20 protein-coding genes are annotated in these 26,703 nt (G+C 51.5%); 7 read left to right on the top strand and 13 right to left on the bottom strand.

The annotated features are described in order from the left end of the window. Positions 1 to 44: 44 nt before the first annotated feature. Positions 45 to 641, bottom strand: a complete 597-nt coding sequence (locus tag NDI52_RS18420; RefSeq protein WP_190770388.1) for a DUF1997 domain-containing protein — start codon at positions 639 to 641, stop codon at positions 45 to 47. A 329-nt stretch (positions 642 to 970) separates the two neighbouring features. Between NDI52_RS18420 and pheA the strand changes: the two genes are divergently transcribed. After that, positions 971 to 1,822: a prephenate dehydratase gene (gene pheA, locus NDI52_RS18415; RefSeq protein ID WP_190770387.1), complete on the top strand. Its 852-nt coding sequence runs from the start codon at positions 971 to 973 to the stop codon at positions 1,820 to 1,822. Between the two features lie 374 nt (positions 1,823 to 2,196). On the opposite strand, the gene NDI52_RS18410 is transcribed toward pheA, so the two are convergent. The 9 genes from NDI52_RS18410 to NDI52_RS18370 all read right to left on the bottom strand — a co-directional run bounded on the left by NDI52_RS18410 (position 2,197) and on the right by NDI52_RS18370 (position 11,367). Continuing rightward, positions 2,197 to 2,859 carry an LON peptidase substrate-binding domain-containing protein gene (locus NDI52_RS18410; RefSeq protein WP_190770386.1) on the bottom strand — a complete coding sequence of 221 codons (663 nt, stop codon included), beginning with the start codon at positions 2,857 to 2,859 and terminating at the stop codon, positions 2,197 to 2,199. Between the two features lie 203 nt (positions 2,860 to 3,062). Continuing rightward, positions 3,063 to 3,380: a 30S ribosomal protein S10 gene (gene rpsJ / locus NDI52_RS18405; RefSeq protein WP_018399487.1), complete on the bottom strand. Its 318-nt coding sequence runs from the start codon at positions 3,378 to 3,380 to the stop codon at positions 3,063 to 3,065. Positions 3,381 to 3,528: 148 nt separating this feature from the next. Next, positions 3,529 to 4,758: an elongation factor Tu gene (gene tuf, locus NDI52_RS18400; protein ID WP_190770385.1), complete on the bottom strand. Its 1,230-nt coding sequence runs from the start codon at positions 4,756 to 4,758 to the stop codon at positions 3,529 to 3,531. A gap of 22 nt (positions 4,759 to 4,780) precedes the next feature. Beyond that, entirely contained in the window at positions 4,781 to 6,901 is a 2,121-nt protein-coding gene (gene fusA / locus NDI52_RS18395) for an elongation factor G (RefSeq protein ID WP_190770384.1), read from the bottom strand. Positions 6,902 to 7,027: 126 nt separating this feature from the next. After that, a complete protein-coding gene (gene rpsG / locus NDI52_RS18390; RefSeq protein ID WP_190770383.1) occupies positions 7,028 to 7,498 on the bottom strand; it encodes a 30S ribosomal protein S7 in 471 nt (156 codons plus the stop codon). 152 nt (positions 7,499 to 7,650) lie between these two features. After that, positions 7,651 to 8,028: a 30S ribosomal protein S12 gene (gene rpsL, locus NDI52_RS18385; RefSeq protein WP_190770382.1), complete on the bottom strand. Its 378-nt coding sequence runs from the start codon at positions 8,026 to 8,028 to the stop codon at positions 7,651 to 7,653. A gap of 140 nt (positions 8,029 to 8,168) precedes the next feature. Then, on the bottom strand, positions 8,169 to 8,543 hold the full coding sequence (locus tag NDI52_RS18380) for an iron-sulfur cluster assembly accessory protein (protein WP_190770381.1): 375 nt from the start codon (positions 8,541 to 8,543) through the stop codon (positions 8,169 to 8,171). A 225-nt stretch (positions 8,544 to 8,768) separates the two neighbouring features. Next, positions 8,769 to 9,182, bottom strand: coding sequence for a cupin domain-containing protein (locus NDI52_RS18375; RefSeq protein WP_190770380.1), 414 nt, complete (start codon positions 9,180 to 9,182; stop codon positions 8,769 to 8,771). 298 nt (positions 9,183 to 9,480) lie between these two features. Then, positions 9,481 to 11,367, bottom strand: a complete 1,887-nt coding sequence (locus NDI52_RS18370) for a phosphodiester glycosidase family protein (RefSeq protein WP_199307584.1) — start codon at positions 11,365 to 11,367, stop codon at positions 9,481 to 9,483. Positions 11,368 to 12,071: 704 nt separating this feature from the next. Between NDI52_RS18370 and gltB the strand changes: the two genes are divergently transcribed. Then, positions 12,072 to 16,736 carry a glutamate synthase large subunit gene (gltB, locus tag NDI52_RS18365; protein ID WP_190770379.1) on the top strand — a complete coding sequence of 1,555 codons (4,665 nt, stop codon included), beginning with the start codon at positions 12,072 to 12,074 and terminating at the stop codon, positions 16,734 to 16,736. A 111-nt stretch (positions 16,737 to 16,847) separates the two neighbouring features. On the opposite strand, the gene NDI52_RS18360 is transcribed toward gltB, so the two are convergent. Next, positions 16,848 to 19,001, bottom strand: a complete 2,154-nt coding sequence (locus NDI52_RS18360; protein WP_190770378.1) for a polyribonucleotide nucleotidyltransferase — start codon at positions 18,999 to 19,001, stop codon at positions 16,848 to 16,850. A 331-nt stretch (positions 19,002 to 19,332) separates the two neighbouring features. On the opposite strand from NDI52_RS18360, the gene NDI52_RS18355 reads away from it, so the two are divergent. The 3 genes from NDI52_RS18355 (at position 19,333) to NDI52_RS18345 (ending at position 21,827) form a co-directional block, all read left to right on the top strand. After that, positions 19,333 to 19,716 (top strand): DUF2358 domain-containing protein, encoded by a 384-nt coding sequence (locus NDI52_RS18355; RefSeq protein WP_190770377.1) that lies wholly within the window; start codon positions 19,333 to 19,335, stop codon positions 19,714 to 19,716. Between the two features lie 408 nt (positions 19,717 to 20,124). After that, positions 20,125 to 21,306, top strand: a complete 1,182-nt coding sequence (locus NDI52_RS18350; RefSeq protein ID WP_190789195.1) for a TRC40/GET3/ArsA family transport-energizing ATPase — start codon at positions 20,125 to 20,127, stop codon at positions 21,304 to 21,306. Beyond that, positions 21,303 to 21,827: a hypothetical protein gene (locus NDI52_RS18345; RefSeq protein WP_190770375.1), complete on the top strand. Its 525-nt coding sequence runs from the start codon at positions 21,303 to 21,305 to the stop codon at positions 21,825 to 21,827. The genes NDI52_RS18350 and NDI52_RS18345 overlap by 4 nt, the downstream gene beginning before the upstream one ends. A 3-nt stretch (positions 21,828 to 21,830) precedes the next feature. Here the strand turns inward: NDI52_RS18345 and NDI52_RS18340 are convergent, their stop codons facing one another. Next, on the bottom strand, positions 21,831 to 22,526 hold the full coding sequence (locus NDI52_RS18340; protein WP_190770374.1) for a glutathione S-transferase family protein: 696 nt from the start codon (positions 22,524 to 22,526) through the stop codon (positions 21,831 to 21,833). A gap of 74 nt (positions 22,527 to 22,600) precedes the next feature. Further along, complete coding sequence (locus NDI52_RS18335) at positions 22,601 to 22,975, bottom strand: nuclear transport factor 2 family protein (RefSeq protein ID WP_190770373.1); 375 nt, start codon at positions 22,973 to 22,975, stop codon at positions 22,601 to 22,603. Between the two features lie 197 nt (positions 22,976 to 23,172). On the opposite strand from NDI52_RS18335, the gene NDI52_RS18330 reads away from it, so the two are divergent. Both NDI52_RS18330 and ppsA read left to right on the top strand, forming a co-directional pair. Then, positions 23,173 to 23,637 carry a MarR family transcriptional regulator gene (locus tag NDI52_RS18330; protein WP_190770372.1) on the top strand — a complete coding sequence of 155 codons (465 nt, stop codon included), beginning with the start codon at positions 23,173 to 23,175 and terminating at the stop codon, positions 23,635 to 23,637. A 477-nt stretch (positions 23,638 to 24,114) separates the two neighbouring features. Next, on the top strand, positions 24,115 to 26,580 hold the full coding sequence (gene ppsA / locus NDI52_RS18325; RefSeq protein ID WP_190770371.1) for a phosphoenolpyruvate synthase: 2,466 nt from the start codon (positions 24,115 to 24,117) through the stop codon (positions 26,578 to 26,580). Positions 26,581 to 26,703: the final 123 nt, after the last annotated feature.

The raw sequence follows: 26,703 nt of genomic DNA, 5'->3' as shown, positions 1-26,703 counted from the left end.
TGTTTTGTATGAATTCAGGTTAAATGAGCGACCTATGGCAGGTTTTATATTGCTGAGCCTTTCGTAGAAAAAGGAGCAGGCAGAGAAGAATTGGCCGCAGGAGCCTCCTGCATCTGTGCTTCAACCCAATGCCGATAATCCTGTAATAACTGATGAGTCAGCCGCTGTTTGACCGTCATGAGAATACTCTTCAGCAACCCATTCCCGGTCGCCTCCAAAATTGGTTTGGGCGTCAGCCACAACATGGGTGGAACATCCACATGGACATGCAAATCTGCCAGGCCCTTTAGATGGGTTTTTCCATAAACTAGCTCTGGACGTAGTCGGCCCTCTAACGTTAACCGGAAGCGCTCATTAATATACTCAACCCCAAGGATTTCACAGCCCACAGAATGGAGGGCGATCGCCCCATTACCATCCACCTGCAATTCCAAATCAACAACCGGCTGAATATTCAGCATCAAAAAGTTTAACGGCCGCATCTTCAGCCGAAAACAATTCTCACTCAGTACTTCAACCCGGCTCGGGTCAACCAGTGCCTGCACTAACCGCTGAGGTTGCCGCAAATAATGCTGCACTGGAATTGATAATTCCGGTACGGACAAATCAACAGATTGAGAGGAGTGAAAGTGAACTTCCATGAGTGGGGAGGTAAATAGAAACTGAGTGAAAATTAAAGGTTGAAATGCTCTGAAGAAAGCTCTAATCTATTGAATTGTTCGAACGATGTGTAACTAAATTTTACAATTTTCTTCAAAACATAACCTCACCTTCAGGAAGTATACGGTTTTCTGGGAATATTCCTTCGCATTGCTTTATTGAATGTTGCAAACACGGTTGTTCTTCCCCTAGGAGCATCAGGGTATCGTAGGTCTGATAGACTGCTAAACCGTGGGCTTTCTGCCTAAAACATGCACTAATTTTTTGGTTGCTTAAGCACTCTTCTTGCTCTTTTCAGGGTCGATCCCCCATGAATTGTTCGATTGCTTACCTTGGTCCCGCTGGCACGAATGTTGAAGATGCGGCTCTCCGGTGGGCCAATGCCGTAGCTCAGCAAACAGGTCAAACCCCCGAGCTTCATCCGTATCCCACTATTGCTCAGGTACTAAAAGCGGCAGCTGATAGGCAGACTTTTTATGCGGTAGTGCCTGTCGAAAATTCCACGGAAGGTGGAGTAACGACTACACTCGATACCCTCTGGCAACTTCAGGGTCTTCAAATTCATTGTGCTCTGGTGCTTCCCATCGCTCATGCCCTGATTTCACGGCTCGAATCCATCCATGAAATTCGTACTGTCTATTCTCATCCCCAAGCGATCGCCCAATGCCAGGAATGGCTAGAACGTAACGTACCTAACGCAAAGCTAATTCCTACGCCTTCCACGAGTGAGGCGCTCCAACGTCTGGAACCAGGGGCTCCGGCAGCGGCGATCGCCTCCCAGCGTGCAGCAGCCCTTTACGACTTGCCCATCCGTGCCTTACCCATTAACGATCGCCCCGACAACTGTACTCGCTTCTGGGTCGTGTGCTTAGAACCGTCCCCTGGTGGCACTCATACGTCGATGGCCTTCAGCCTTCTGGCCAACTTGCCTGGAGCTCTGGTCAAACCACTGCAAGCTCTCGCCGCGCGCAATATCAACATGAGCCGGATTGAATCGCGCCCTACCAAAAAGTCTTTGGGAGACTACCTCTTCTTCATTGATATCGAAGCTGATGCGGACGAACCCTCTGTACAGGATGCTTTACAAGAACTGCAATCCTACACAGAAACTCTCAAAATATTCGGTAGTTATAAAATTCTTGCTGTTCCGCCAACCCAATAACATCCTTTCACGATGAAGCTGCGCCTTGGGTTCTACGTCCTAACGCATCAGGATACAGAACATACATAAGACGCAGCTTCATATAGACCTCCTGTGTGAATCGTTGAAGGCGAAGCCGTACAATGACTCACGCCTTCAAAAACCGATTCATTCAAGAGGTCTATTTAAACCTGAGTTCAGGTTAAGGGCGTTTTCGAGTGCCGCGCAACGCGCGGCACTCGAAAACGCTCATTTTGGCATGCGCTCTGCGCACGCCAAAATGAGCACTTCAGCTTATCCCGAACTCAGGTTATTTAATGGGCATAACTGGGTTGCTACTCAGCAAAAAGGGTGTGAAGCAATGCCTCACACCCTTTTTGTTTTAATAACTCAATTCAAGGCAATGCATCTTTGTGAAATGCATCTTTCAGAGCTGTACGCGCTGCCAGGCTGTTACGAGTCGATGAAAGAATTTCTGCTTCCCGTTCCAATCGGTCTGACGTACTCAGCATCTCCAGGAGAAGCTGTTGCTCCGTGGCCGCATCGTACAAATTGCGGGCTACCCAGTAAGACAGCTCTAAAGGAGTTGCCGGGATATCTTCAGGAAGCTCAATTTCCTGCCCCGTCAACTTTGCAGATAAATGGACAACATCTCGCAAAAGCTGGTCTACTTGAGTCGTTAACGGTTGCAAATTTTGATCAGTTGGTTGATCCTCAATCCATTCCACCAAACCAACCCGGTACGGCTTCTCCCGCACATAGTTCAGCACGCGAAAGCGTTGCTGCCCTACACTCATGACCTTCATCCGGTCATCTGGCAGGCGGTGGTGATTCACCAACTCGGCACAGCATCCAACCGTTGCAATGCTATTGTTATCCGCCGGATTGAGCATGAGTACTCCAAAACGGCGATCGCTCTCCAGAATGGTGTTCATCATCATCCGGTAGCGAAACTCAAAAATATGCAGAGGAAGCTTCTGCCCAGGAAACAGAACGACTTCGGGTAACGGAAAAAGGGGTAACTCGCGAACCGTAACCGAGGAGGAGGAAAAGGTCATCTGCGTTTCTGGAAAGGGATATCAAAAATGTTTCGGGAGTTTGCGAAAGTCAAGTACTTTCATAACAAATCTGAAACACTAGCCTCTTCCAGTTTATCGTATTGCATCGGGCTCCCCAAGGGAAGCCTGAACAATTCATCGATCTCAAGCTAGAAATGAATTAATTTTCCGTGCAGATTGCGCACGGAAAATTAATCGAGTTCTTACAGCTTCACTTCAATATCAACGCCAGCAGGAAGATCCAACTTCATCAAAGCGTCGATCGTCTTCGAGGAGGGTTGATAAATATCGATGATACGTCGGTGAGTACGGGTTTCAAAATGCTCACGAGAATCTTTGTCGACGTGAGGAGAACGCAGTACGCAATAAATCCGGCGCTTGGTGGGTAGAGGAATAGGGCCGATCGCCGTAGCGTTGGTGCGATTAGCTGTGTCTACAATCTTTTCACAGGATGTGTCGAGCAGACGCCGGTCGAAGGCTTTCAAACGAATTCGAATCTTTTGCTGTTGAATAGTAGCCATTAGAAATATCCAGATTTCAAGGTTCAGTACCGGACATTGCAAGACTCAAAGCGAGGCACTCCGGTATTACCTCAGAGCCATCATTCTCAAAACATTCCAGCAGCCAGCAAACCTGGCTGCTGGAAATGTTAATCAGGTAGGATAAATCCTACTTGAGGATCTTGGAAACAACACCAGCACCAATGGTGCGGCCACCTTCACGGATTGCGAAGCGCATCCCTTGTTCGATGGCGATCGCGTTTATCAGGGTAACGTTCATTTTGATACGGTCACCCGGCATAACCATTTCGGCATCGCTTCCGTCATCAGCAGTGAAGGATTCGATCGTTCCGGTTACGTCGGTGGTCCGAACGTAGAACTGAGGCTTGTAACCCTTGAAAAAGGGTGTCTTACGGCCACCTTCTTTGTCGGTCAAAATGTACACTTCACCTTCAAAGTTGGTGTGAGGCGTGATGGAACCGGGCTTCGCCAGTACCATCCCACGCTCGATGTCCGCCTTTTGAATACCCCGAAGTAGCAAACCAGCGTTGTCACCGGCCATCCCTTCTTCCAGAATCTTCTTGAACATCTCGATACCGGTTACGGTGGTGTTACGGGTGTCGCGGATACCTACGATTTCCACAGTGTCACCCACTTTCACCTTACCCCGCTCGATCCGACCGGTCGCAACGGTACCCCGGCCTGTAATCGAGAACACGTCTTCAACGGCCATCAGGAAGGGCTTGTCAATATCCCGCTCGGGGGTTGGGATATAGGAGTCAACGGCATCCATCAGGTCGTAGATCTTGTCAACCCACTCGTTGTCGCCGCGCGCAGTTTTAGGATTTTGCACCATAGCTTCCAGAGCCATCAGACCGGAGCCACGAACAAAAGGCATGTTATCGCCATCAAACTCGTAGCTGCTCAGCAGCTCACGCAGTTCCAGTTCAACCAACTCCAGCAGCTCTTCGTCGTCCACTTGGTCTACCTTGTTCAGGAACACCACCAGACTAGGAACCCCTACCTGACGAGCCAACAGAATGTGCTCCTTGGTCTGAGGCATGGCACCGTCGGTAGCGGCTACCACGAGGATAGCGCCGTCCATTTGAGCTGCACCGGTGATCATGTTCTTCACGTAGTCAGCGTGACCGGGGCAGTCCACGTGAGCATAGTGACGGGATTCCGTCTCGTATTCCACGTGAGCGGTATTGATGGTAATACCGCGAGCTTTCTCTTCGGGAGCCGCATCGATTTCATCGTATTTGCGAGCTGTAGCGTTACCCAGAGCGGCCAGGGTCATAGTAATTGCCGCAGTCAGGGTCGTTTTACCATGGTCAACGTGACCGATGGTACCGATGTTGACGTGGGGTTTATTCCGTTCAAATTTTGCGCGTGCCATGAATCTACTTGTCCCTAAATTACTAAGCGTTCCCTTTGCTCTTTGCAACAATTGTCTCAGCTACGTTACGAGGTACCTCGCTGTACTCGCTGAATTCCATCGAGAATATGCCACGACCCTGAGTCTTGGACCGAATATCAGTAGCATATCCAAACATCTCCGCCAGGGGAACCTTCGACATTACTTTTGCAATGCCCTGTTCCGTATCCTGACCTTCAATGTGGCCTCGACGAGAGTTAAGGTCACCAATGACAGTTCCAATGAAATCTTCAGGAACTTCCACCTCGACCTTCATCAAAGGCTCCAGAAGTACAGGAGATGCCTTCATAACAGCGCCCTTGACTGCCATAGAACCGGCAATCTTGAACGCCATTTCCGAGGAGTCGACCTCGTGGAACGATCCATCTGTCAGGGTAACCTTTAGATCGATCATTGGGTACCCGGCATAAATTCCCGTCTCGCAGGCTTCTTTGATCCCCTGCTCAACCGCCGGAATGTATTCCTTCGGGATCACGCCGCCCACAACCTTGGAGACGAACTCAAATCCCGAACCCGGTTCTCCTGGCTCAACCCGAATGACCACATGGCCATACTGGCCTTTACCGCCACTCTGACGAGCGTACTTACACTCCTCAACAGTTGCCTTACGGATGGTTTCCCGATAGGCCACCTGGGGAGCCCCCACATTAGCTTCCACCTTGAACTCACGCTTCATCCGGTCGACCAGAATATCCAGGTGAAGCTCACCCATCCCCGCAATTACGGTCTGGTTCGTCTCGGGATCAACGCTCACTCGGAAGGTTGGATCCTCCTCAGAGAGAGACTGGAGCGCTTTCGAGAGCTTCTCCATATCCTGCTTCGTCTTCGGCTCAACGGCCACCGAAATTACCGGCTCAGGAATAAAGAGAGATTCCAGGATAATGGGAGATGACTCATCACAGATAGTATCGCCTGTGAAGGTATCTTTCAGGCCTAATGCCGCACCCAAATCCCCGGCCCGCAGCTCATCGACATCCAGACGCTCATCCGCCTTCAGAATAATTAAGCGAGAAATTCGCTCTTTCTTCCCTTTGGCTGAGTTATAGACATAACTCCCTTTCTTCATGACCCCGGAGTAGACCCGTACAAAGGTCAAACGACCGTAGGGGTCTGCCATTAGCTTAAACGCCAGAGCCGATAATGGTGAGTCATCGTTGGCTGGGCGCTCGGCAGTGCTACCGTCGGGCAAGATCCCCTGAATAGGTGGAACCTCAAGGGGAGAGGGCAGGTAGTTAACAACAGCATCCAGCAAGATCTGCACGCCCTTGTTTTTGAACGCAGACCCACACAGCATGGGAACGAGCGTTCCATGAATCGTGCCCTGACGCAAAGCCGCTCGGATCTCGTCCTCCGTCAAATCTTGACCTTCCAGGTATTTCGCCATCAGGTCATCGCTGATTTCAGAAACGGATTCCACCAGCTTGATGCGATATTCCTCAGCCAGGTCTTGAACCTCTTCGGGAATCTCGGCTTCAAGAATGTCGGTGCCCAGGTCGTTCTGGTAGAGGTAGGCTCGCATGCGAACCAGGTCTACAATTCCCCGCAGATTATCTTCACTGCCAATGGGAATCTGAATAGGAACGGCGTTAGCCCGGAGGCGATCGCGCACCTGCCGATAGACCTTCAGAAAATCCGCACCCGTCCGATCCATCTTATTAACAAAGATGATCCGGGGAACTTTGTAGCGATCTGCCTGCCGCCATACTGTTTCCGTCTGAGGTTGAACGCCACCCACTGAATCCAAAACGGTAATTACACCGTCCAGAACTCGCATGGAGCGTTCTACCTCAATGGTGAAGTCTACGTGCCCAGGGGTATCAATAATATTGATCTTGTATTCCGGTTCCCCTGCCATAGGCTGGGTTGGAACTTTGGGATCACGACGAGTCCAAGCAGTACTAATGGCAGCAGCCGTAATAGTGATACCTCGCTCCCGTTCCTGCTCCATCCAATCGGTAACGGTGTTACCATCGTGGACTTCGCCAATCTTATGAACCACCCCGGAGTAGAAGAGGATCCGCTCTGTCGTGGTGGTTTTTCCGGCATCAATATGTGCCGCAATCCCAATATTACGAACAAGTTCAAGCGGAGTGGTGCGCGCCACAACTACCTCCTTAAGTCGCTACCGCAATTTTCGGTCACTACTGCTTCTGTAAAGATTCTATACGTTTGCTTCCTCTGATGGCAGAGATTCCTTACAAGGCATGGAATCTTACAGAAATCCCAGGCACTAGTAACGATAATGGGCAAACGCTTTGTTGGCTTCAGCCATCTTATGAGTTTCTTCCCGCTTACGGATTGCACTTCCGGTCTCGTTTGCTGCATCCATCAGCTCGTTAGCCAAGCGGCCAGACATCGTCTTACCCGCACGACTCCGGGAAAACTGGATCAGCCAACGCAAAGCAAGTGCAGTTCCACGATCGGAACGGACTTCCATGGGTACCTGATAGGTAGCACCCCCAACCCGGCGAGCTTTTACTTCCACCAGGGGAGTTGCGTTCTTCACAGCGCGTTCAAAAACTTCGAGGGGATCGTTTCCGGTCCGTTCCTGAATCGTCTTGAAGGCGTCGTAAACGATACTGTAGGCGATGGATCGCTTGCCCGAACGCATCATGCGTCTCACCAACATGCTAACAAGGCGGCTTCCATAAGTGGGGTCGGGCGGAACGGGGCGTTTTTGAATGGCTGTGCGACGAGACATAAGGCTAGTTCTGGCGATGAAGTTTTATGCTTAATGATTCGGTACTAAAGCGTCAGCAGGAAGAAGGTTAAGGGATTCAGTAGGCGCGGAAGATTTAGCTGCTCAAGGTTAATGATGGGCTATCGCCGCAGAGCAGACATCAACCAGTCAGCTTACTTAGCCTTAGGCCGCTTGGCTCCGTACTTGGAGCGCCCTTGCTTCCGGTCTTTAACCCCAGCGGTATCCAGGGTTCCACGAACGATGTGATAGCGTACACCTGGCAAATCTTTTACCCGGCCACCACGGATCATCACAACAGAGTGTTCTTGAAGGTTATGGCCAATCCCTGGGATGTAGGCCGTTACTTCAAAGCCCGAGGTCAGGCGAACACGAGCTACTTTCCGCAGAGCTGAGTTCGGCTTCTTGGGGGTCGTGGTGTATACGCGAGTACATACGCCACGCCGTTGCGGACAACTCTTTAGGGCTGGCGACTTGGTTTTTTGATTCGCTTTTTGGCGTTCACTACGAATGAGTTGCTGAATGGTCGGCATGGATGCTCTGCCTTGCGCCTCTCAATAAGGTCTGAAAGTTTTCACAGTCTACAATCATACCGATTTTCCGCAATTTGTGTCAACTTTTTAGTTGACAGTCCCGCTTCCTTGAAATAAGGGATTTCAGGTTGACGGCGATTTTAGAAATTAGGGGGTTCGGTACACGCAACATCTGAAATGGTTGTGGCTTCAAGCGAGAAGGAGGCTCCGCAGCCACAGGTGGCGATCGCATTGGGGTTATGAAACCGAAAGCCACCACCCATCAAATCTTCAGCATAGTCAAGGGTAGTACCGTCTATGGCGGGTAGGCTGTTTGGATCGACTACAATCGTCAACCCATCCCGTTCCCAGACCTGATCGTCTGGAGTGACACGGGTGGAGGGTTGGAGGGTGTAGTACAGATCAGCACAACCGCCCGGCTGTACTCCTACACGAAAGGAGAGATTTTCGGGTTGAGAACCCGTAGTCACCAAACGGCAAATTTCTTGAATTGCCAGCGGGCTGAGATGAATCATTCCGTGGACTGAATATTTAGGCCGGATTCAATTCTAGAGGATTCAGTCGCAGTCGTGATTGTATCTCCTGAAGTCACTGAAGCCTTTGTGGTAAGAATGTTGTACGTAACGTCCTTACCGCAAAGGTTTTAGCTCATAAAGCAAAAGCGAGATGCTGCATCGGCATCTCGCTTTTAAGCCCAGGTGAATTAATTTTCTTATCAATTTAATGCAAAGTGGACGGGATTACTTTTCGGTACGAGCGTAGTCATCCTGATAACGGACGATGTCGTCTTCGCCGAGGTATTCGCCATTTTGAACTTCGATCAGAATCAGGGGGATAACGCCAGGGTTCTCTAGGCGGTGGCTAGTGCAGGGGGGAACGTAGGTGGATTGATTGCAGAACAACAAGGTGTCCTGGTCGCCACAGATGACACGAGCCGTACCTGACACGACAATCCAGTGTTCACTACGGTGGTGGTGCATTTGTAGGCTGAGCCGATGACCAGGCTTGACCTCAATGCGCTTAATCTTATACCCAGTTCCTTCTTCCAGAACCGTGAATGAACCCCAGGGGCGAAGTTCAGTCGCAGCGACACCTTTGCCGACAGCGGGGGCAGATAAGACGGTTGGTTGAGCGACTTCCTTGGCTTGGACCACGGCACTTTCTCCTTAAAAGATAATACTCGTGTAAACGATGCAGTGGACTGAATGCGAAACAGGCAAGAGCGATATCTGATGGGTGAGGATAATGTTGCAAATTTTCCTCAAGGGTGGGACATCAAGCCACAGAGCTTTACAAGCTTTAGATTTAGCCCACTCAGCCACCATACAAGACCCACTGAATGAGTGTCATCCCTGTAGGGGCTCATTCACACAATCTAAACAACGGCTTTAACAAAGAACGAGCGCAACTTTACGTGGATACTTTGTGCTCTTGCTGAAAGGTTCTGTAACTTTACTGAGGTGGGGCCGCAAAGACCCCAATCCCGTTATGAACACGGGCTGCCGTGAGGGGAGATCGATTGATGAGGCGGCCTCCAAGATATAGAGACGTTGAGCTACCTCCGTCTAAGTTGAGGGCATCTGTGGCCCCAAGTTGCTGCATCAGTTGAGCCCACTCTAAAAGCGTGGGACCCCGACCTCCGATACGGTTTTGACCGGCAACTAAGAGGATGTTGCCGTCAGCCGTACGGGCGATCGCACTGCGAACGGCCCGTTGTTGAACAAATTGTGCTGTAAACTGCTCAGCTCCTCCATTCAAGACAACTCGGCGATTTTGAATCAGTAGTGGACCTGCTCCAAGTACTTGAGGAAAGGAATCGAACGCGGCTGGATTAGACCCCTGTTGAATTTGTAGAGTGGTGCCTGTAGGGAGAGTGTTGGCGATCGCCTCACTGCCCCTGGACACCAGCAAGTATCCATCCTGCGGAACTGGAAAACTGCCTTGTCCAGCCGTCGGAGCAAATCCCTGGCTAACAATTTGATCTCGTCGAACCGTAAAGATCGTTTCGTTAGCAAGAATGGGCGTATAGGCCGGCCCCCACTCCGGGGTGTAACGAGAAACACCCGTACCAACGTATCCACTATTTAGCGAGAAAATCGGTACAGTTGAGCCCTGACTCGTGCGAATCGTTTCACCGAGGGTCAGACGATCCAGAACGGCATCGCCGCGCTCATTCCAGCCGATCGCTCCTCGGTTCAAGATAGGACCTGAGAACCAGCGAGATTCCCGACGAATGGCTCCTAAAGGTAGCTGATTATTACGGTTGAAGAACCCAGCATTAATAGCTGCAGCCGCCTGATTCTGGCGAGCCATCGTCGTCAGGGGTGTAATGCCAGGTTGTCCGTTTGGATTGCCCCAGATGGGACGAACCCGAGTATCGCTTTGGCGAGGATTAATTTCTAGCCAAATGACGGGGAATGTACTATCGCCCAAATTTAAGAGTTGCGATCGCCACCGAATTCCTGGAGACCATTGGATGTCCCGGTTTGGAAAGACCTCTGAGCGCAAGTCGACAACCAAGCGATTGGGATTTGGAAGTGTAAAGGCTACAGGCCGAACACCGCTCGTTCCCTGAATCTGGATGACCGTCTTGGTGCCGCGCTGAGAAACCTGATAACCCTGGAAGGTATTACCGGAGCGAGTAGGGGTAGGCGGAGTCGCAGGGCTGTAGGCCCCATCTACGCTAATTTCAACCCCAGTGGTTTGCTCCGTCACTTGCCAGGTGGTTGGGCCTGCCAGGTCGATGACAAAGCGATCGCCCCAGGACTGTCGCCCCTGGCGCACATTTAACACTTGGGCTGTCGGTGTTTGGATTTGTAGAGAACCCCCTGACAGTGAAAAACGCCAGTTGAATGTGGTCGCAATGGAGCTCATATCCAGGTATCGGAACTGACCGTCGTTCCAGGCTCGCAGGATGAGGGGGGTAGCAACCGGGTCGGTAAACCAACGAACTGGTTGTTGCTGAGGGTCACGGGTGTCTAACAATTCCACTCCAACCAGTTGCATGAGGCCAACATCAGAGATACCGACTTGGCCATTCCAAATGGACCATTCGACAGGCAAGGTAGTGCCGTTCACCACAATTTGATTACCCCGTTGCGCGTCATTTCGCTGAGCTAACAGGGTGAGGTTCGTCGTGGCTTGAGCTTCTTGGAAACGAGAGGCCGCATTGGCCCGAATGTCAGGAAATTGAAACAAAAAAGCGACCCCGACCATGATGGCGAAAGCAAATCCAAAGCTATGCATGAGGGGCAGCGCAGGGGCTGAGGCAGATGTCTTTCGTCGTGCTAAGCGGCGGGATTTACGACGAGACGGGGAGCGGTTGGAACGTCGTGGCATGGATTCGATCTATCAAAAGAGGAGAGCTGTGGTACGAGAATACCCCCCCTTCGACAGAAGACGTTCCTTTATTAAGAACTGTGCCCAGGTACTCCAGAACAAGCTTTCCACGCTGAAAAACTGATTACGGCAGTAGACCGATTGTTTGAGATCTGGATCGGGATCTAGAAGGAAACCATTCTTGATACAATTCGTTAGGATTGAAACTCAATCGATCGATGAGCTACTCCTCAGAAGCAAGCTTCAAAACATGTGGATAACACCTAATTTGCAATTCCTCAAATCTTAAGGGATTGCAAAGTTTTTCAGGTTCCACTAATATGATCTTCTCTATTTGGCTTTTGGAAAGGCTCTCAGCGATCTCCTCCCCATGTTCCTGTAGGCGGGTCGGTTGTCGATAGGGCACGAAAATAGATCAACCGACTGCACTCAGGGCCTTGCCATTTGCGAGGATAGGGTCTGAGGCACCACTGAGCGAGTACTCACAGTATTGTTGAGTAGATTCACGAAACTGTGACAAACTTTGCGTTCTAGACTTATTTCTTCACCCTAGAGTGAAGAATAAGAGATTCAGTGTGCGAGGCTTGACTACCGATTGCGGCAGTCGGGTAGAGGGGGCGATTCAATCAGCTGCCGGGTGAACGTGAGTCTACTGGCGTGCCATGGCAGATCGATGAGTCAGGGACAGGTCAAACATTTACGTTATGGGTAATAAGGGCGTGAATACGAGCAACTCGATGAATCTGGCACAAACCGAAGGATACGCTGGCCAGCGGTGGTTGGTGGAGGAGCGCGACGCCTGTGGGGTTGGCTTTGTAGCCGACCAGCAGGGGCGGGCGAGCCACAGCCTGGTCTCGAAAGCTCTTGGTGCCCTGACCTGCCTGGAACACCGGGGCGGCTGTAACGCGGATATGGATTCTGGGGATGGGGCTGGGATTATGACCGCCCTGCCCTGGGGTATTTTGCGTCCCTGGTTAGAATCTCAAGGTATGACTGTCAGTCGGTTAGAAAATCTGGCTGTCGGTATGGTCTTTTTGCCTCAGGCGGAAAAGGCGGCAGCGATCGCCCGTCAAACTGCGCAGCAAGCCATTGAAGCGACAGGGCTGAAACTGTTGGGTTGGCGCTCAGTACCCGTGCGTCCAGAAACTCTTGGGGTATTGGCACGCGATAATCAGCCCACTATTGAGCAGGTTATTGTTCAGGCGAATGTTGAGGGAGATAGCCTGGAGCGCTTGCTGTTCCTGGCACGCAAGCGGATGCTGCGAAGCTTGAGTGCATCGGCTGGCCAGTCCCCAGATCATGCCCTGGCTTACCAGGAGTTTTACGTTTGCTCGTTTTCTAATCGCACCATTGTTTATAAGGGTATGGTGCGCTCAGCCGTATTGGCTGACTTCTATGAGGATTTGCAGAATCCTGCCTACGAAAGCACGTTTGCCGTCTATCATCGCCGCTTCAGTACTAATACGATGCCTCGCTGGCCGCTGGCTCAACCCATGCGCTTGCTGGGCCATAACGGTGAAATCAATACACTGTTGGGCAACATCAACTGGATGGTGGCTCGAGAAGCAGAACTGGCTCATGACTGCTGGGGAACTGAACTTCCCGATCTCATGCCCAGCGTAAATCCAGACAATAGTGACTCTGCCAACTTGGATAACGTGCTGGAATTGCTGGTGCGTTCTGGTCGCGATCCGTTGACGGCATTGATGATCATGGTGCCGGAGGCCTACAAGAATCAGCCTGATCTGGCCGATCATCCTGAGATTACTGACTTCTACGACTTCTACAGTGGTATTCAGGAGCCCTGGGATGGGCCTGCGCTATTGGTCTTTAGCGATGGTCGCACGGTAGGAGCTTGTCTGGACCGTAACGGTCTGCGTCCTGCTCGTTATGTGATTACCCACGATGGTTACATTGTCGTTTCTTCCGAAGCTGGGGTCGTGGATATTCCCGAAGCGGAGATTGTGGAGAAGGGGCGGTTAGGTCCTGGGCAGACGATCGCCATTAACCTCGAAAGCAGAGAAATTCTGAAAAATTGGGACATGAAGAAGCGGGTTGCATCCCAGAAGCCCTATGGTCAGTGGCTCAAGGAGCACCGCCAAACCCTGGAAGCTCAGCCCTTCCTCACAGCTTCCCAGATGGATAGCCCTACTCTGCTGCGGCAGCAGGTCGCCTTTGGCTACACCTCTGAAGATGTGGAGATGATCATTCAGGACATGGCATCCCGGGGTGGTGAGCCGACCTTCTGCATGGGTGACGACACGCCTTTGGCTGTGCTGTCTGACAAGCCTCACCTGCTTTATGACTACTTCAAGCAGCGGTTTGCTCAGGTAACGAACCCACCGATTGACCCTCTCCGGGAAAAACTGGTGATGTCCCTGCAAATGTACCTGGGAGAACGGCGCAACCTGCTGGGAGAAACGCCGGAGCATGCCCGTTTGCTGACGATTTCTTCCCCTGTTCTAAACGACGGGGAACTGGATGTTATTCGTCGGTCTAGCTTTGATACAGCAACGCTCTCGACCCTGTACTCTGTGTCAGCAGGGCCAGGCGGTTTGCAGCAAGCTGTAAATGACCTGTGCCAGGCTGCGGCTGCGGCTGTGCAGAATGGCAAGAAGGTATTGATTCTGAGCGATCGCTTTGCCACCGATGGTAGCCTTGCGACTCTCAACCCTGAGTTGACCTACGTTCCTCCACTACTGGCAGTGGGTGCTGTCCACCATCACCTGATTCGTCAAGGCTTGCGGATGCGGGCGTCCCTGGTTGTGGATACGGCTCAGTGCTGGAGCACCCATCACTTTGCCTGCTTAGTCGGTTATGGTGCAAGCGCTATCTGTCCCTACATGGCGTTGGAAACGGTGCGCCACTGGTACGCCGACCCGAAGACTCAGAGCCTAATGGAACGGGGCAAGCTGGATGCTATTTCTCTAGAGAAAGCGCAGCAGAACTACCGTAAGGCTGTTGAATCTGGCTTGCTAAAGATCCTCTCCAAGATGGGGATTTCGCTGATGGCTAGCTATCATGGCGCGCAAATTTTTGAAGCGATTGGGATTGGTGGGGATCTGTTGAGCCTGGGCTTCAAGGGAACTGCTTCTCGTTTGGGCGGCTTAAGTGTGACGGATCTGGCGAACGAAGTTATGTCCTTCCACAGCCGTGCCTTCCCCGAACTGAGCATCAAGAAGTTGCAGAACTATGGCTTCGTGCAGTATCGCCCTGGTGGGGAGTACCACATGAACAGCCCCGAAATGGCGAAGTATCTGCACAAGGCAGTCGAGCAGAAAAGCCCCGACCACTACGACCTGTACATGAAGTACTTGCAGGATCGTCCGGTAACGGCTCTGCGTGACTTGCTGGACTTCAAGAGCGATCGCCCCTCCATTCCTCTCGACCAGGTAGAATCTGCAACGGATATCGTGAAGCGCTTCTGCACAGGTGGTATGTCTCTGGGAGCCTTGTCGCGAGAGGCACATGAGACGTTGGCGATCGCCATGAACCGAATTGGTGGTAAGTCCAACTCCGGTGAAGGTGGTGAAGACCCCGTTCGCTTTAAAGTTCTGGATGACGTGGATGGGGAAGGGCTGTCGGGAACGCTACCCCACCTGAAGGGTCTCAAGAATGGGGATACGGCCAGCTCAGCCATTAAACAAATTGCCTCGGGCCGCTTCGGCGTTACCCCCGAGTATCTAATGAGCGCTCAGCAGCTTGAGATCAAGATGGCACAAGGTGCAAAGCCGGGTGAAGGTGGTCAGCTTCCGGGTAAGAAAGTGAGCCCCTACATTGCCATGCTGCGTCGCTCCAAGCCCGGTGTAACTCTGATTTCGCCACCACCGCATCACGATATCTATTCCATCGAGGACCTGGCTCAGCTCATCTTCGACCTGCACCAGATCAACCCACTGGCAAAGGTATCCGTGAAGCTGGTATCTGAGGTGGGTATTGGAACGATCGCCGCTGGGGTTGCCAAGGCCAACGCGGACATCATCCAGATTTCTGGTCATGATGGTGGTACTGGTGCTTCGCCTCTCAGTTCGATTAAGCATGCTGGAAGCCCCTGGGAATTGGGTCTGACGGAAGTGCATCGAGTGTTGATGGAGAACCAATTGCGCGATCGCGTCATCCTCCGGGTTGATGGCGGTATCAAGACCGGTTGGGATGTGGTGATGGGTGCCCTGATGGGTGCCGAAGAATTCGGTTTCGGCTCCATCGCTATGATTGCCGAAGGTTGCATCATGGCCCGCATCTGCCACACCAACAACTGTCCAGTCGGTGTTGCCAGCCAGCGTGAGGAACTGCGGAAGCGCTTCACTGGGATGCCGGAGCATGTGGTTAACTTCTTCATCTTTGTTGCTGAGGAAGTGCGATCGCTCCTGGCTCGCTTGGGCTATACCCACCTCAACGACATTATTGGTCGGGCTGACCTGCTGAAGCCTCGCCAAGGTGTCGGCCTCACCAAGACTCAGAGTTTGAACCTGGGTTGCCTGACCAATCTGCCCGATACTCGGGATAATCGTTCCTGGTTAGAGCATGGTGATGTTCACACCAACGGGCCTGTGTTGGATGATGAGCTGCTGCAGGATGGGGATATTCAATCAGCGATCGCACAGCACAGCAGTGTTACCAAGGAAATCAAAGTCGTCAACACCGACCGTACCCTCGGGGCACGAATTTCGGGGGCGATCGCCAAGCGCTATGGCGATAGTGGCTTCGAAGGGCAAATTACTCTTCAAGCTAAAGGCAGCGTTGGTCAGAGCTTTGGTGCCTTCAACCTGGTCGGTATGACCCTCGACCTGGAAGGGGAAGCCAATGACTATGTAGGTAAGGGCATGCATGGCGGGGAAATTATCATCCGTCCCCCTGCCAACGCCAACTATGACGCAGCTAAGAACGTCATTATTGGCAACACCTGCCTTTATGGCGCAACCGGGGGTCGCTTGTTTGCCAGTGGTCAGGCTGGTGAGCGGTTTGCAGTACGCAACTCCCGCGCCCATGCGGTGATTGAAGGAGCGGGCGATCACTGCTGCGAATACATGACCGGTGGTGTGGTGGTTGTCCTCGGACGCGTTGGCCGTAACGTAGGTGCCGGGATGACCGGCGGATTGGGATACTTTCTGGATGAGGATGGTGGGTTTAGCGATCGCGTGAACCCCGAAATTGTAAAACTTCAGCGGATTCAAAGCCCTGTTGGAGAACAGCAATTGAAGTCCTTGATTGAGGCTCACGTTGAACGGACGGGTAGCGCTAAAGGTAAGGCGGTCTTGGCAGATTGGGCGAACTATCTACCCAAGTTCTGGCAGGTAGTACCTCCCTCGGAAGCCGAAAGCCCTGAAGTTCAGGCTGAAGCTGAAAAGGTTTTGACTCCTGCTCCCTAGAGCTCGTTTAGTCTGAAAAAAAAAGCACCTGGAAGGTTCCAGGTGCTTTTTTAAGAAGTGCCCACAAAAAAGGGGCGAAATATTCGCCCCTCTCTGTGTTACAGCATTGAATTAGCTTGCTTCTGCGGCTGCTTTTGCAGCGGCGGCTTCATCGGGATGAATGCCCAGACGAGTCAGGTTGATCCGACCCCGTCCATCAATCTCTCGGACTTTCACAACGATTTCTTCACCCACCGAGACTTCATCTTCCACTTTGCCAACGCGATAGTCGGCGAGTTGGGAGATGTGGATCATGCCTTCTTTACCGGGAAGGAATTCTACAAAGGCACCGATAGGGATGATACGGGTGACTTTGCCTATATAAACATCCCCTGCCGACAACTTGCGGGTCATACCTTCGATGATGGCGCGAGCTTGTTGGGCTTTGATGCCATCGATGGAGGCGATCGTCACAGTACCATCGTCTTCGATGTCGATCTTGGCTCCGGTTTGTTCGGTGATGCTCTTGATCGTCTTACCGCCGGGGCCAATGACCATACCGATCATATCGGGATCGATCTTGATGGTAAGCAGTCGTGGCGCGAAAGGTGACAGTTCCTTGTTGGGCTCCGAGATGGCTTCCATCATCTTGCCCAGGATATGTAGACGAGCCGCACGAGCCTGCTTGATGGCATCGGCTACCACAGAAATTGGCAAGCCGTTGATTTTCATATCCATTTGCAGGGCGGTGATACCCGTGTCAGTTCCGGCCACCTTAAAGTCCATGTCGCCGAGGAAATCTTCGATTCCCTGGATGTCTGTCAAGATGCGAACTTCATCACCTTCCTTGATCAGACCCATGGCAGCACCGCTTACGGGCTTCTTGATGGGAACCCCAGCATCCATCAGGGCCAGGGTAGAACCACACACCGAACCCATGGAAGTGGAACCGTTGGAGGATAACACCTCGGAAACGACCCGTAGCACGTAGGGAAAGTCGATCTTTTCGGGTAGCACCGGCACCAGTGCCCGCTCTGCTAGAGCCCCATGACCAACTTCACGGCGACCGGGCGATCGCATCGGTTTCGTCTCACCCACCGAGTAGGGGGGGAAGTTGTAGTGATGCATATAGCGCTTCTGCTCATCGGGGTGCAGGTCGTCCAACTCCTGCGCTTCACCGGGTGTGCCTAGCGTTACTGCCGACAACACCTGGGTCAGTTCCCGTTGGAAGACCGCACTACCATGCACCCGCCGAGGCAACACCCCAGTGCGGCAGGAAATCTTACGGACTTCATCCAGTTTACGGCCATCCACTCGCACGCCGTCTTCGACAATTTGACGGCGCATCAGCTTCTTGGTAACGCTCTTGAAGACATTCGGCAGGGCCTTGCCGTCAGCCTCAGCGGCGACACGAACGGGGTCATCTTCAGCCAGTTCAGCGATCGCTGCTGCGACAGATGCTTTCACCTCGTCCAGCTTTTCGTCACGCTGGGGCTTGGTGTATTCGAAGTGAGCCAAAATTTCTTTAATGGAAGCGGTAGAACGCTCCGTAATGAAATCCTCCAACGTGGAATCGACCACGGGGGCTGCTTCCTGCACAATCTCTAGACCCAAATCGCTCATCAGGTCACGCTGGGCTTGGATCAGTTCCCGGACAGCCTCGTAACCAAAATCGATCGCTTCGATCATGTCTTGCTCAGGCAATTGATTCGCCCCGGCCTCGACCATGATCACACCCTCGGGCGATCCGGCAACCACCAGATCCAGATCTCCGACTTCAATTTCTTCGTAGGTGGGATTGATAATAAAATCGTCTCCGACCAGGCCAACGCGTACCGCTGCCATGGGGCCGTTGAATGGAATTTGCGCTAACAGGGTAGCAATGGAAGCCCCAGTTACCGCTAACACATCGGGAGGTACCCGCTCATCCATCGACATCGTCGTCGCCACAATCTGAATGTCATCCCGCAGCCATTGGGGAAATAGAGGCCGCATGGGGCGGTCAATCAAACGGCTAATCAGGGTTGCTTTCTCCGGTGGGCGACCTTCCCGCCGCAAGAAACCCCCAGGGATGCGTCCTGCCGCGTACAATCTCTCTTCGTAATCCACCAACAGCGGCAAAAAATCAATTCCTTCGCGGCCCGATGCTCGGGTCGCGGTCACCAATACGGCAGTGTCTTCTGACTCGACCAACACAGCACCGCCTGCCTGGGGTGCTAACAGACCAATCTTGAGCCGAATATCTCTTCCATCAAAGACTATCGACTTTTCTATTTCTCCGACCATCTATCGAATTGTCCTTCTTTCTCTCTTTCTTCTGTGGAAATCCTAACACCGAAATTCTGGAGTGTTTCAGATTTTGCAATCGTTCCGCAACTCCGGCTTCAGCCAATTGCCCAACGATTGGGCCTCTTAAGTCATGGCCCGCAACGTCCTGTTACAAACCAGAATGTGTCTCTCTACTCCTTATCGTAGACTGAGAACGATTCTCTGAACTTGTACCGGAAGAATATTTTCACCCATTTCTGAATGGTGGTATGAAATGGAATTAAGACTGTAGTTTGGCATCCCATTTCATACCCCCATTCAGAAACACCTATTTCAACTATTTTTTAAGATGGATATTCTTGAGGCGCTCAAAGCGGATTATCAAAATTTTCCTAAAGCTCAAACCTACAGTCTCTATGCTCCGGATGTGTACTTCAAAGACCCGATGACTCAGTTTCGGGGGTGCGATCGCTATCAAAAAATGATTAGATTCATCGACACCTGGTTTCGCGATCCCCGTCTTGAACTGCACGAAATTCAGCGCACCGGCAAACACATCCGTACTGACTGGACGCTTTACTGGACAACGCCCCTACCCTGGAATCCCCATATCCAAATTTCGGGTTGGAGCGAACTAAAGCTTAATGAGAACGATTTGATTATTTCTCATATTGATTACTGGCATTGTTCTCGCTTGGATGTGCTGAAGCAGCATTTTCCGGGGCAAGCCTAATCTAGGAATCTATTTTTCCGTATGTGCGTATAGAAGAAATACGTTGCCTGGTGCATCTGTGTTGTGTGCAAAGCACACAACACAGATGCGTAAGCCCTGCTCAGGTTCGGTTTAGGCTGAAGGGGGAAGGTTGTTCTATATAGCCCTTCGACACTGCAATGACTTAGGCTAAGGCTCGATTCCAGAGTTTTGAGAAGTATCTGTCCTACGACGATGTGACAGAGAATTTCTATTATTGCGGTTCTAAATGGCATTGAGAGAGCGATCGCTCTCTCCCATTCCTGGGCCTTGGTTGAATCAGATTTGGTGCGTCACACCTGATTCAACCAGATTTGATATAAATTTCCCAAAATCAAACTATTGCCGATACATTAAGGATAGATACAGTTCGTAATACTTAAGCTTTTTATGCGCGTAATCCTGATGACCGGAAAGGGAGGGGTTGGCAAAACCTCCGTGGCAGCGGCAACTGGCCTGCGTTGTGCCGAGCTGGGCCACAAAACCCTCGTGCTGAGCACTGACCCTGCCCATTCCCTGGCCGATAGCTTCGATATGGAGCTGGGGCATGACCCGCGTCAGGTGCGTCCCAACCTGTGGGGGGCAGAACTGGATGCCCTCATGGAGTTGGAAGGCAACTGGGGTGCAGTGAAGCGCTATATTACTCAAGTTTTACAGGCTCGTGGTTTGGAAGGTGTTGAAGCGGAAGAACTGGCTATCCTACCGGGTATGGATGAGATCTTCAGCCTGGTACGGATGAAGCGCCACTATGACGAAGGCGAGTTTGACGTATTAATTATTGACTCTGCACCAACCGGAACAGCTTTGCGGCTTCTCAGCTTGCCGGAGGTGGCGGGCTGGTACATGCGCCGCTTCTACAAACCACTTCAGGCCGTCTCTGCGGCATTGCGTCCTCTGGTAGAACCGATCTTCCGTCCGATCGCTGGCTTCTCTCTTCCCAACCAGGAAGTAATGGATGCGCCCTACGAGTTTTATGAGCAGATCGAGGCTTTGGAAAAGGTACTGACGGACAACACCAAAACCTCGGTGCGCCTGGTCACCAATCCCGAAAAGATGGTGATTAAGGAATCCTTGCGGGCACACGCTTATCTCAGCCTCTACAATGTGGCGACGGATATGGTGGTAGCGAACCGCATTATTCCCGATTCGGTATCTGATCCGTTCTTCACCCGTTGGAAGGAAAATCAGCAGCAGTATCGTCAGGAAATTCACGATAACTTCCAGCCGTTGCCCGTGAAGGAAGTGCCGCTGTTTTCTGAGGAACTGTGCGGTTTAGCGGCACTCGATCGCCTGAAAGATACGCTTTACGCCAATGAAGATCCCGCTCAGGTTTACTACAAAGAGACCACAATGCGGGTTGTACAGGAACAGAACCAGTACAGCCTTGAGCTGTATCTGCCAGGGATTCCGAAGGACAAGATTGAACTCAGCAAGTCTGCCGACGAACTTAATGTTCGCATTGGTAACCACCGTCGCAATCTGGTGCTACCCCAGGCACTTGCAGCCCTGCAACCTTCGGGGGCGAAGATGGAGGAAGATTACCTGAAAATTCGATTTGCTCAGCCTGCATGAGTATAGGATTGTGGCGATCGCTCCCTCCCTGGCTAACCTGGATCGTCCCCTACTGCACCTTTACTTTATCCATCGAGGCTCCCCTGCACCGAGTGTTGGGTAATTTGCAAACGCTCACCATGACAGGTATACGTCAGGGTGAGCGGGGAACTTTAGCAGGTTATGAATACAAGGTGCGATCGCAAGCCAAAGGTATCCGCATCTTGGGGCCTTATGGTAACCGACGATGGACTCTCGTAACCCACGTCACGATTCTTCCGAATTTGGAAGATGAGCGTTACACGCGCCTTGCGCTGACCTCGCGTATTGCCAGGCAAATCTGGATACAGTTGGGAATAGGGGTGATTGCTTTCGTCGGGTTATCCATTTTTATCTTTCGGGATACAGGAAACTGGGCGCAAATTGCTGCAACTTCTTTCCTGCAAATTGGAGCGATCGCCTACGTTTTGAGTTTGATTAGTCTCCGTCTTGAAACGAACACTTTGGTGAAACAGTTGAAGCAGCGGCTAGAGGCAAATTGAAGCTTACGCAGCTTGCTTTTCAGCTTCGAGAATTCGTTGCGACAAAATGCTATTGCGTTGCAACAGAAAGTTGTGGAGCAACTCAAAATAATTATCGGCAACAGCCTGTTGAACCGAAGGACGTTGCAGCAAAGTCTCGCTCCAGGCTCGTACTTTGGGTGTTTGGGCAAAGAAGCCAAAATTCTCGTAGCGTTCAAATGCTGCAAAGTAACGGAAGATGGGGCCATAAACCGCATCTACCAGGGAAAAGGTTGCTCCTGCAAAATAAGGTGCCGTTTGAAGTTGATTTTCTAAGATTTGAAAACTACTGATTAACGCCTGCCGTTTCACTTCGAAAGTTTCCTCATCCTTAGCAGCATAGAAACCTACAATTTTAGTTAGAATATCAGAGCCAAACTCAATCCAGGCACGATGTCTAGCTTTTGTGAGAGGATCTTGGGGATGTAGCGAATTAGGGGTGATTTCATCCAAATATTCACAAATCACAGCTGATTCAAACAACACTTCACTATCATTTACTAGCAAGATAGGTACTCGACCCAGAGGTGAAATTTTCAGGAACCAATCGGGCTTGTTTGACAGATCAATATATTCCCGTTCATGGGGAATTTGCTTCTCAAGCAGGGTGATGATCGAGCGTTGAACGTAGGGGCAAAGCGTGTGGCTGATGACCTTGAGAGTGGGCAGATCGACAGGCATAAGTGGCTCCAAATGATGAAGGACTGAATTTTGCGTGAGGTGAACTCACGCAAAATTCAACAGGGCTAGATTTTCTATGCACCGTAGTAGAAGCGTTCATGAACCACTTTTCCGTCTTGCCATACCTGGACGGAAACCTGGTCGTAGGTGCGATCGCCCCAATCTGCATGGGTATAGTCTAGTGACCATTCCGAGATGATGACATTGTCACCAAAGGCCACTTGCTTTAGGGCAATACCTCGAAATTCGGTCACTTTGCTAAAGAAGTCCAATTCCCGCTGGCGGTTTGCATCTTTACCAACGGTGGCAGGCTGTTCGTTTTCCTGCATCACCACATCGTCACCGTAGTAAGTTTCGAAGGCTTCCATGGCTTTGCCTTGAAACACGAGTTGCTTGATGTCTTCGAAAGCGGTTTTGAGGTCGAAATTAGTGGCAACTTGCGTAGTCATAGTCATAAGTCTCCAGATGAAATGGTTGAGGTTGGTGGACGGCTAAGCCCGAAAGCACTTACTGTCCTTAGGGTTGGGTTCACTGCATTGATAGTTGCAGGTGGTTTAGTTGCGCTTGCATTAATTGCATTTGCAACTAAAATGAAGTTAACATCCTTTAGTTGAAAATGCAACTAATTTTCAGAGATACTAGAGCTATGAAAACTTCAACTTCCCTGGAACCCCGGTACAACACCCTCTGGCGGCAGTATTTAACCGCCCACACCCGTGTTTTGGAACGAATTCAACAACGAATGGATGAGGCGGGCTTACCGTCGTTGGAATGGTACGACGTTCTTTACACCCTTAAAGAAGCGCCTGAGCACCGTATGCGCCTGAGTGAGTTAGCTGAAGAAGTGCTCCTGACTCGCAGCAATCTTACGCGCCTGGTCGATCGCCTGGAGCGAGCGGGGCTTCTCATCCGAAAAGCGTGTCCCAACGATCGCCGTGGCATCTACGCCGTTCTTACGGAGGAGGGGATTGCCATGCAAGAGCGTATGTGGGAGATCTACGCCGAGGGCATCGCAACCTATTTTGCTACGGCCATCCCTCCTGAAGATGTGGAATGCTTTGCCGCTATCTTGATGAAATTGAGGGCGATCGCTGAACAACCTGATTCATGAGTTCGACCTTTCACCATCAGACTTTAAATTTGAAGATCAGTGATGCATGTTGTAGTAGACGCCCGGTGTTTCTAAAAACACCGGGCGTCTAGTCTTTTTGAGCGCAACACAATGATTTAGGTACGCTATTCAAACCGTTCCAGTTTGACAGCAACGGTAGAGCTAGCTCTTGGTGATCACCCTTTCCAGAATCACCTATCCCTAGCCCTGAAATCACCCAGTAGCACGACGCTAAGTAATCGGATCTTAAGCTGTTTACCTTGATCCTTAAATGCGTTTTGTCAATTTTTATGATGAGTTCCCTCTTCCCTGCGGCATAGAGGGCTGGCCTGGAAAGGGTTTGCTACTTACCGCATTTGTGGCAGGGAGAAAAACGATCGTTAGCATAGAAATAGGAACGCGATTCGCAACAAAATCGCGAAGCTTAACGCACTTTAAAACCACACTTTTTACCGGCCATATTTTGGAGGGTACTTTATGCCAGATACAGACCGACCCACTCTGTCGATTAATCGGGAACAGGCTTTGGTGCTTTGGTTCCATGAAGTGGGGATGGGAGATGTCGCCCTGGTAGGAGGAAAAAATGCATCACTGGGAGAAATGATTAGTCGGTTGGCATCCCGAGGCGTTAAAGTGCCCAATGGATTTGCCATTACTGCAGCGGCCTATCGTCACTTCCTTAAATCTGCCGGCGTGGAACCTCAACTGAGGGGAATGCTCGATGGTATGGACGTGGATAATGTTGAGGTGCTCCAGCGGCAGGGGCAAAAGATGCGATCGCTCATCCTCGAAACCCCCTTTCCCGACGATTTGCGGCAGGCCATCATTCAGTCTTACGAACGCCTTTGCGCTGAAGCCGGGGAAGCAATTTCGGTAGCTGTACGCTCCAGTGCCACCGCAGAAGACTTACCCGATGCCAGCTTTGCAGGGCAACAGGACACCTATCTAAATGTGAATGGTGTCGATGCAGTGCTGGAAACCTGCCATCAGTGTTTTGCTTCGCTATTTAATGATCGGGCGATCGCCTATCGCACCCACAAAGGTTTCGATCACTTTGATGTATCTATTTCCGTTGGTGTGCAGCGCATGGTGCGCTCAGACCTGGCTTCGGCGGGGGTAATGTTCTCCATTGATACGGAAACAGGATTTCAAAATGCCGTGTTGCTCACCGCAGCCTACGGGTTAGGAGAATCCGTTGTTCAAGGTTCTGTCAACCCCGATGAATATATTGTTTTCAAACCTACGTTGAAAGAAGGATTTGACCCCATCCTGTCGAAGCGCCTGGGTAGCAAAGCTAAGAGGATGGTCTATGCAACCTCTGCGGAAGAGGGCCGGACTCGAACGGAGGAAGTATCTGATGAGGATCGCGATCGCTTCGCCCTGAATCGTGACGAAATCATCCAACTGGCGCGTTGGGCCTGCACCCTTGAAGATTACTACTCCGAAATTATGGGTCGTCCCACCCCAATGGATGTGGAGTGGGCCAAGGATGGGCAAACCGGCGAACTGTTTGTAGTACAAGCACGCCCCGAAACGGTGCAATCGCAGAAGCAGGCGAACGTTCTGCGCAGCTACCACCTGAAGCCCGAGGCGGAGGGGCCGAAGAAGGCGGCATCCCACGGGCTGAAACCGTTGGCAACCGGGCGGGCTGTAGGCGATCGCATCGGACAGGGCACGGTTCGCGTCATTCGCAACTTGAGCGAACTTGACACCTTCCAAGCCGGTGAAGTGTTGGTAACAGAGCGCACTGACCCAGATTGGGAACCCATTTTGAAGAAGGCGGGGGCGATCGTTACTGACCAGGGAGGTCGTACCTGTCACGCTGCAATTATTGCCAGAGAGTTGGGAATTCCAGCGATCGTTGGTTGCAACACAGCAACAGATGTTCTTAGCACAGGTCAAGCCATCACCGTTTCCTGCGCTGAGGGGGATGAAGGTCGAATCTATGAGGGCACCATTCCCTTTGAGGTGGATGAGCTAGCCCTCGACAATTTGCCACAAACGCGCACCAAAATTCTGATGAATGTGGGGAAACCCAAAGAGGCATTTCGCCTGGCATCCATCCCTAGTGACGGGGTTGGCCTGGCTCGTACCGAATTCATCATCACAAATCAACTCCAGGTACATCCCCTCGCGCTCCTCCATTTTGATGATCTGAAAGATGCCGAAGCGAAGGAAAAAATTGCCCAGTTAACGCATCTCTATCCCAACAAACCGGACTACTTTGTTGATGGCTTGGTTCAAGGCATCGCAACCTTAGCCGCTGCGTTCTATCCCAATCCAGTTATTGTGCGTACCTCTGACTTCAAGAGCAACGAGTACGCTAACTTACTCGGCGGTCGCGAGTTCGAACCCGAAGAAGAAAACCCGATGATTGGATGGCGCGGTGCATCTCGGTACTACGACCCCAATTACCGCGAAGCCTTTGGGCTAGAATGCCGCGCCCTGAAGCGGGTCCGGGATGAAATGGGCCTGCGCAACGTCATTCCCATGATTCCCTTCTGCCGCACCCCAGAGGAAGGGCGGAAAGTGCTTGAGGAAATGGCCGTTCACGGTTTGCAGCGGGGCGAAAACGGCTTGCAGATCTATGTCATGGCAGAGCTGCCTAGCAACATCATGCTGGCCGATGAGTTTAGTGAAATCTTTGACGGCTTCTCTATCGGTTCGAATGACTTGACTCAACTAACCCTCGGTTTGGATCGCGACTCTGGCCTGGTCGCCCACCTATTTGATGAGCGCAATCCAGCCGTGAAGCGTATGGTCAAGCACCTGATTGAACGAGCCAAAGCCAATGGCCGTAAGGTCGGTATCTGTGGACAGGGGCCGAGTGACTATCCTGATTTCGCCAAATTCCTGGTGGAATTGGGCATCGATTCCATCAGCTTGAACCCGGATTCTGTGCTGAAGACGCGGATGGCGATCGCCGAAGTGGAAGCCAGCTAATCAGAACCTCAAAATAGCTAAAGTGCCGCCTATCGCACGGCACTTTAGCTGCTATAGAAAAGATCAGCAGCTGATTAATTGGAGTGCCTCATAAAAAACCTTTCCAAGGGAAGAATTCTTTGG

It is taken from the genome of Leptolyngbya sp. PL-A3 (assembly GCF_039962325.1).
GTDB lineage: Bacteria > Cyanobacteriota > Cyanobacteriia > Elainellales > Elainellaceae > Vacuolonema.
This window is presented reverse-complemented; position numbering and strand designations above follow the sequence as displayed.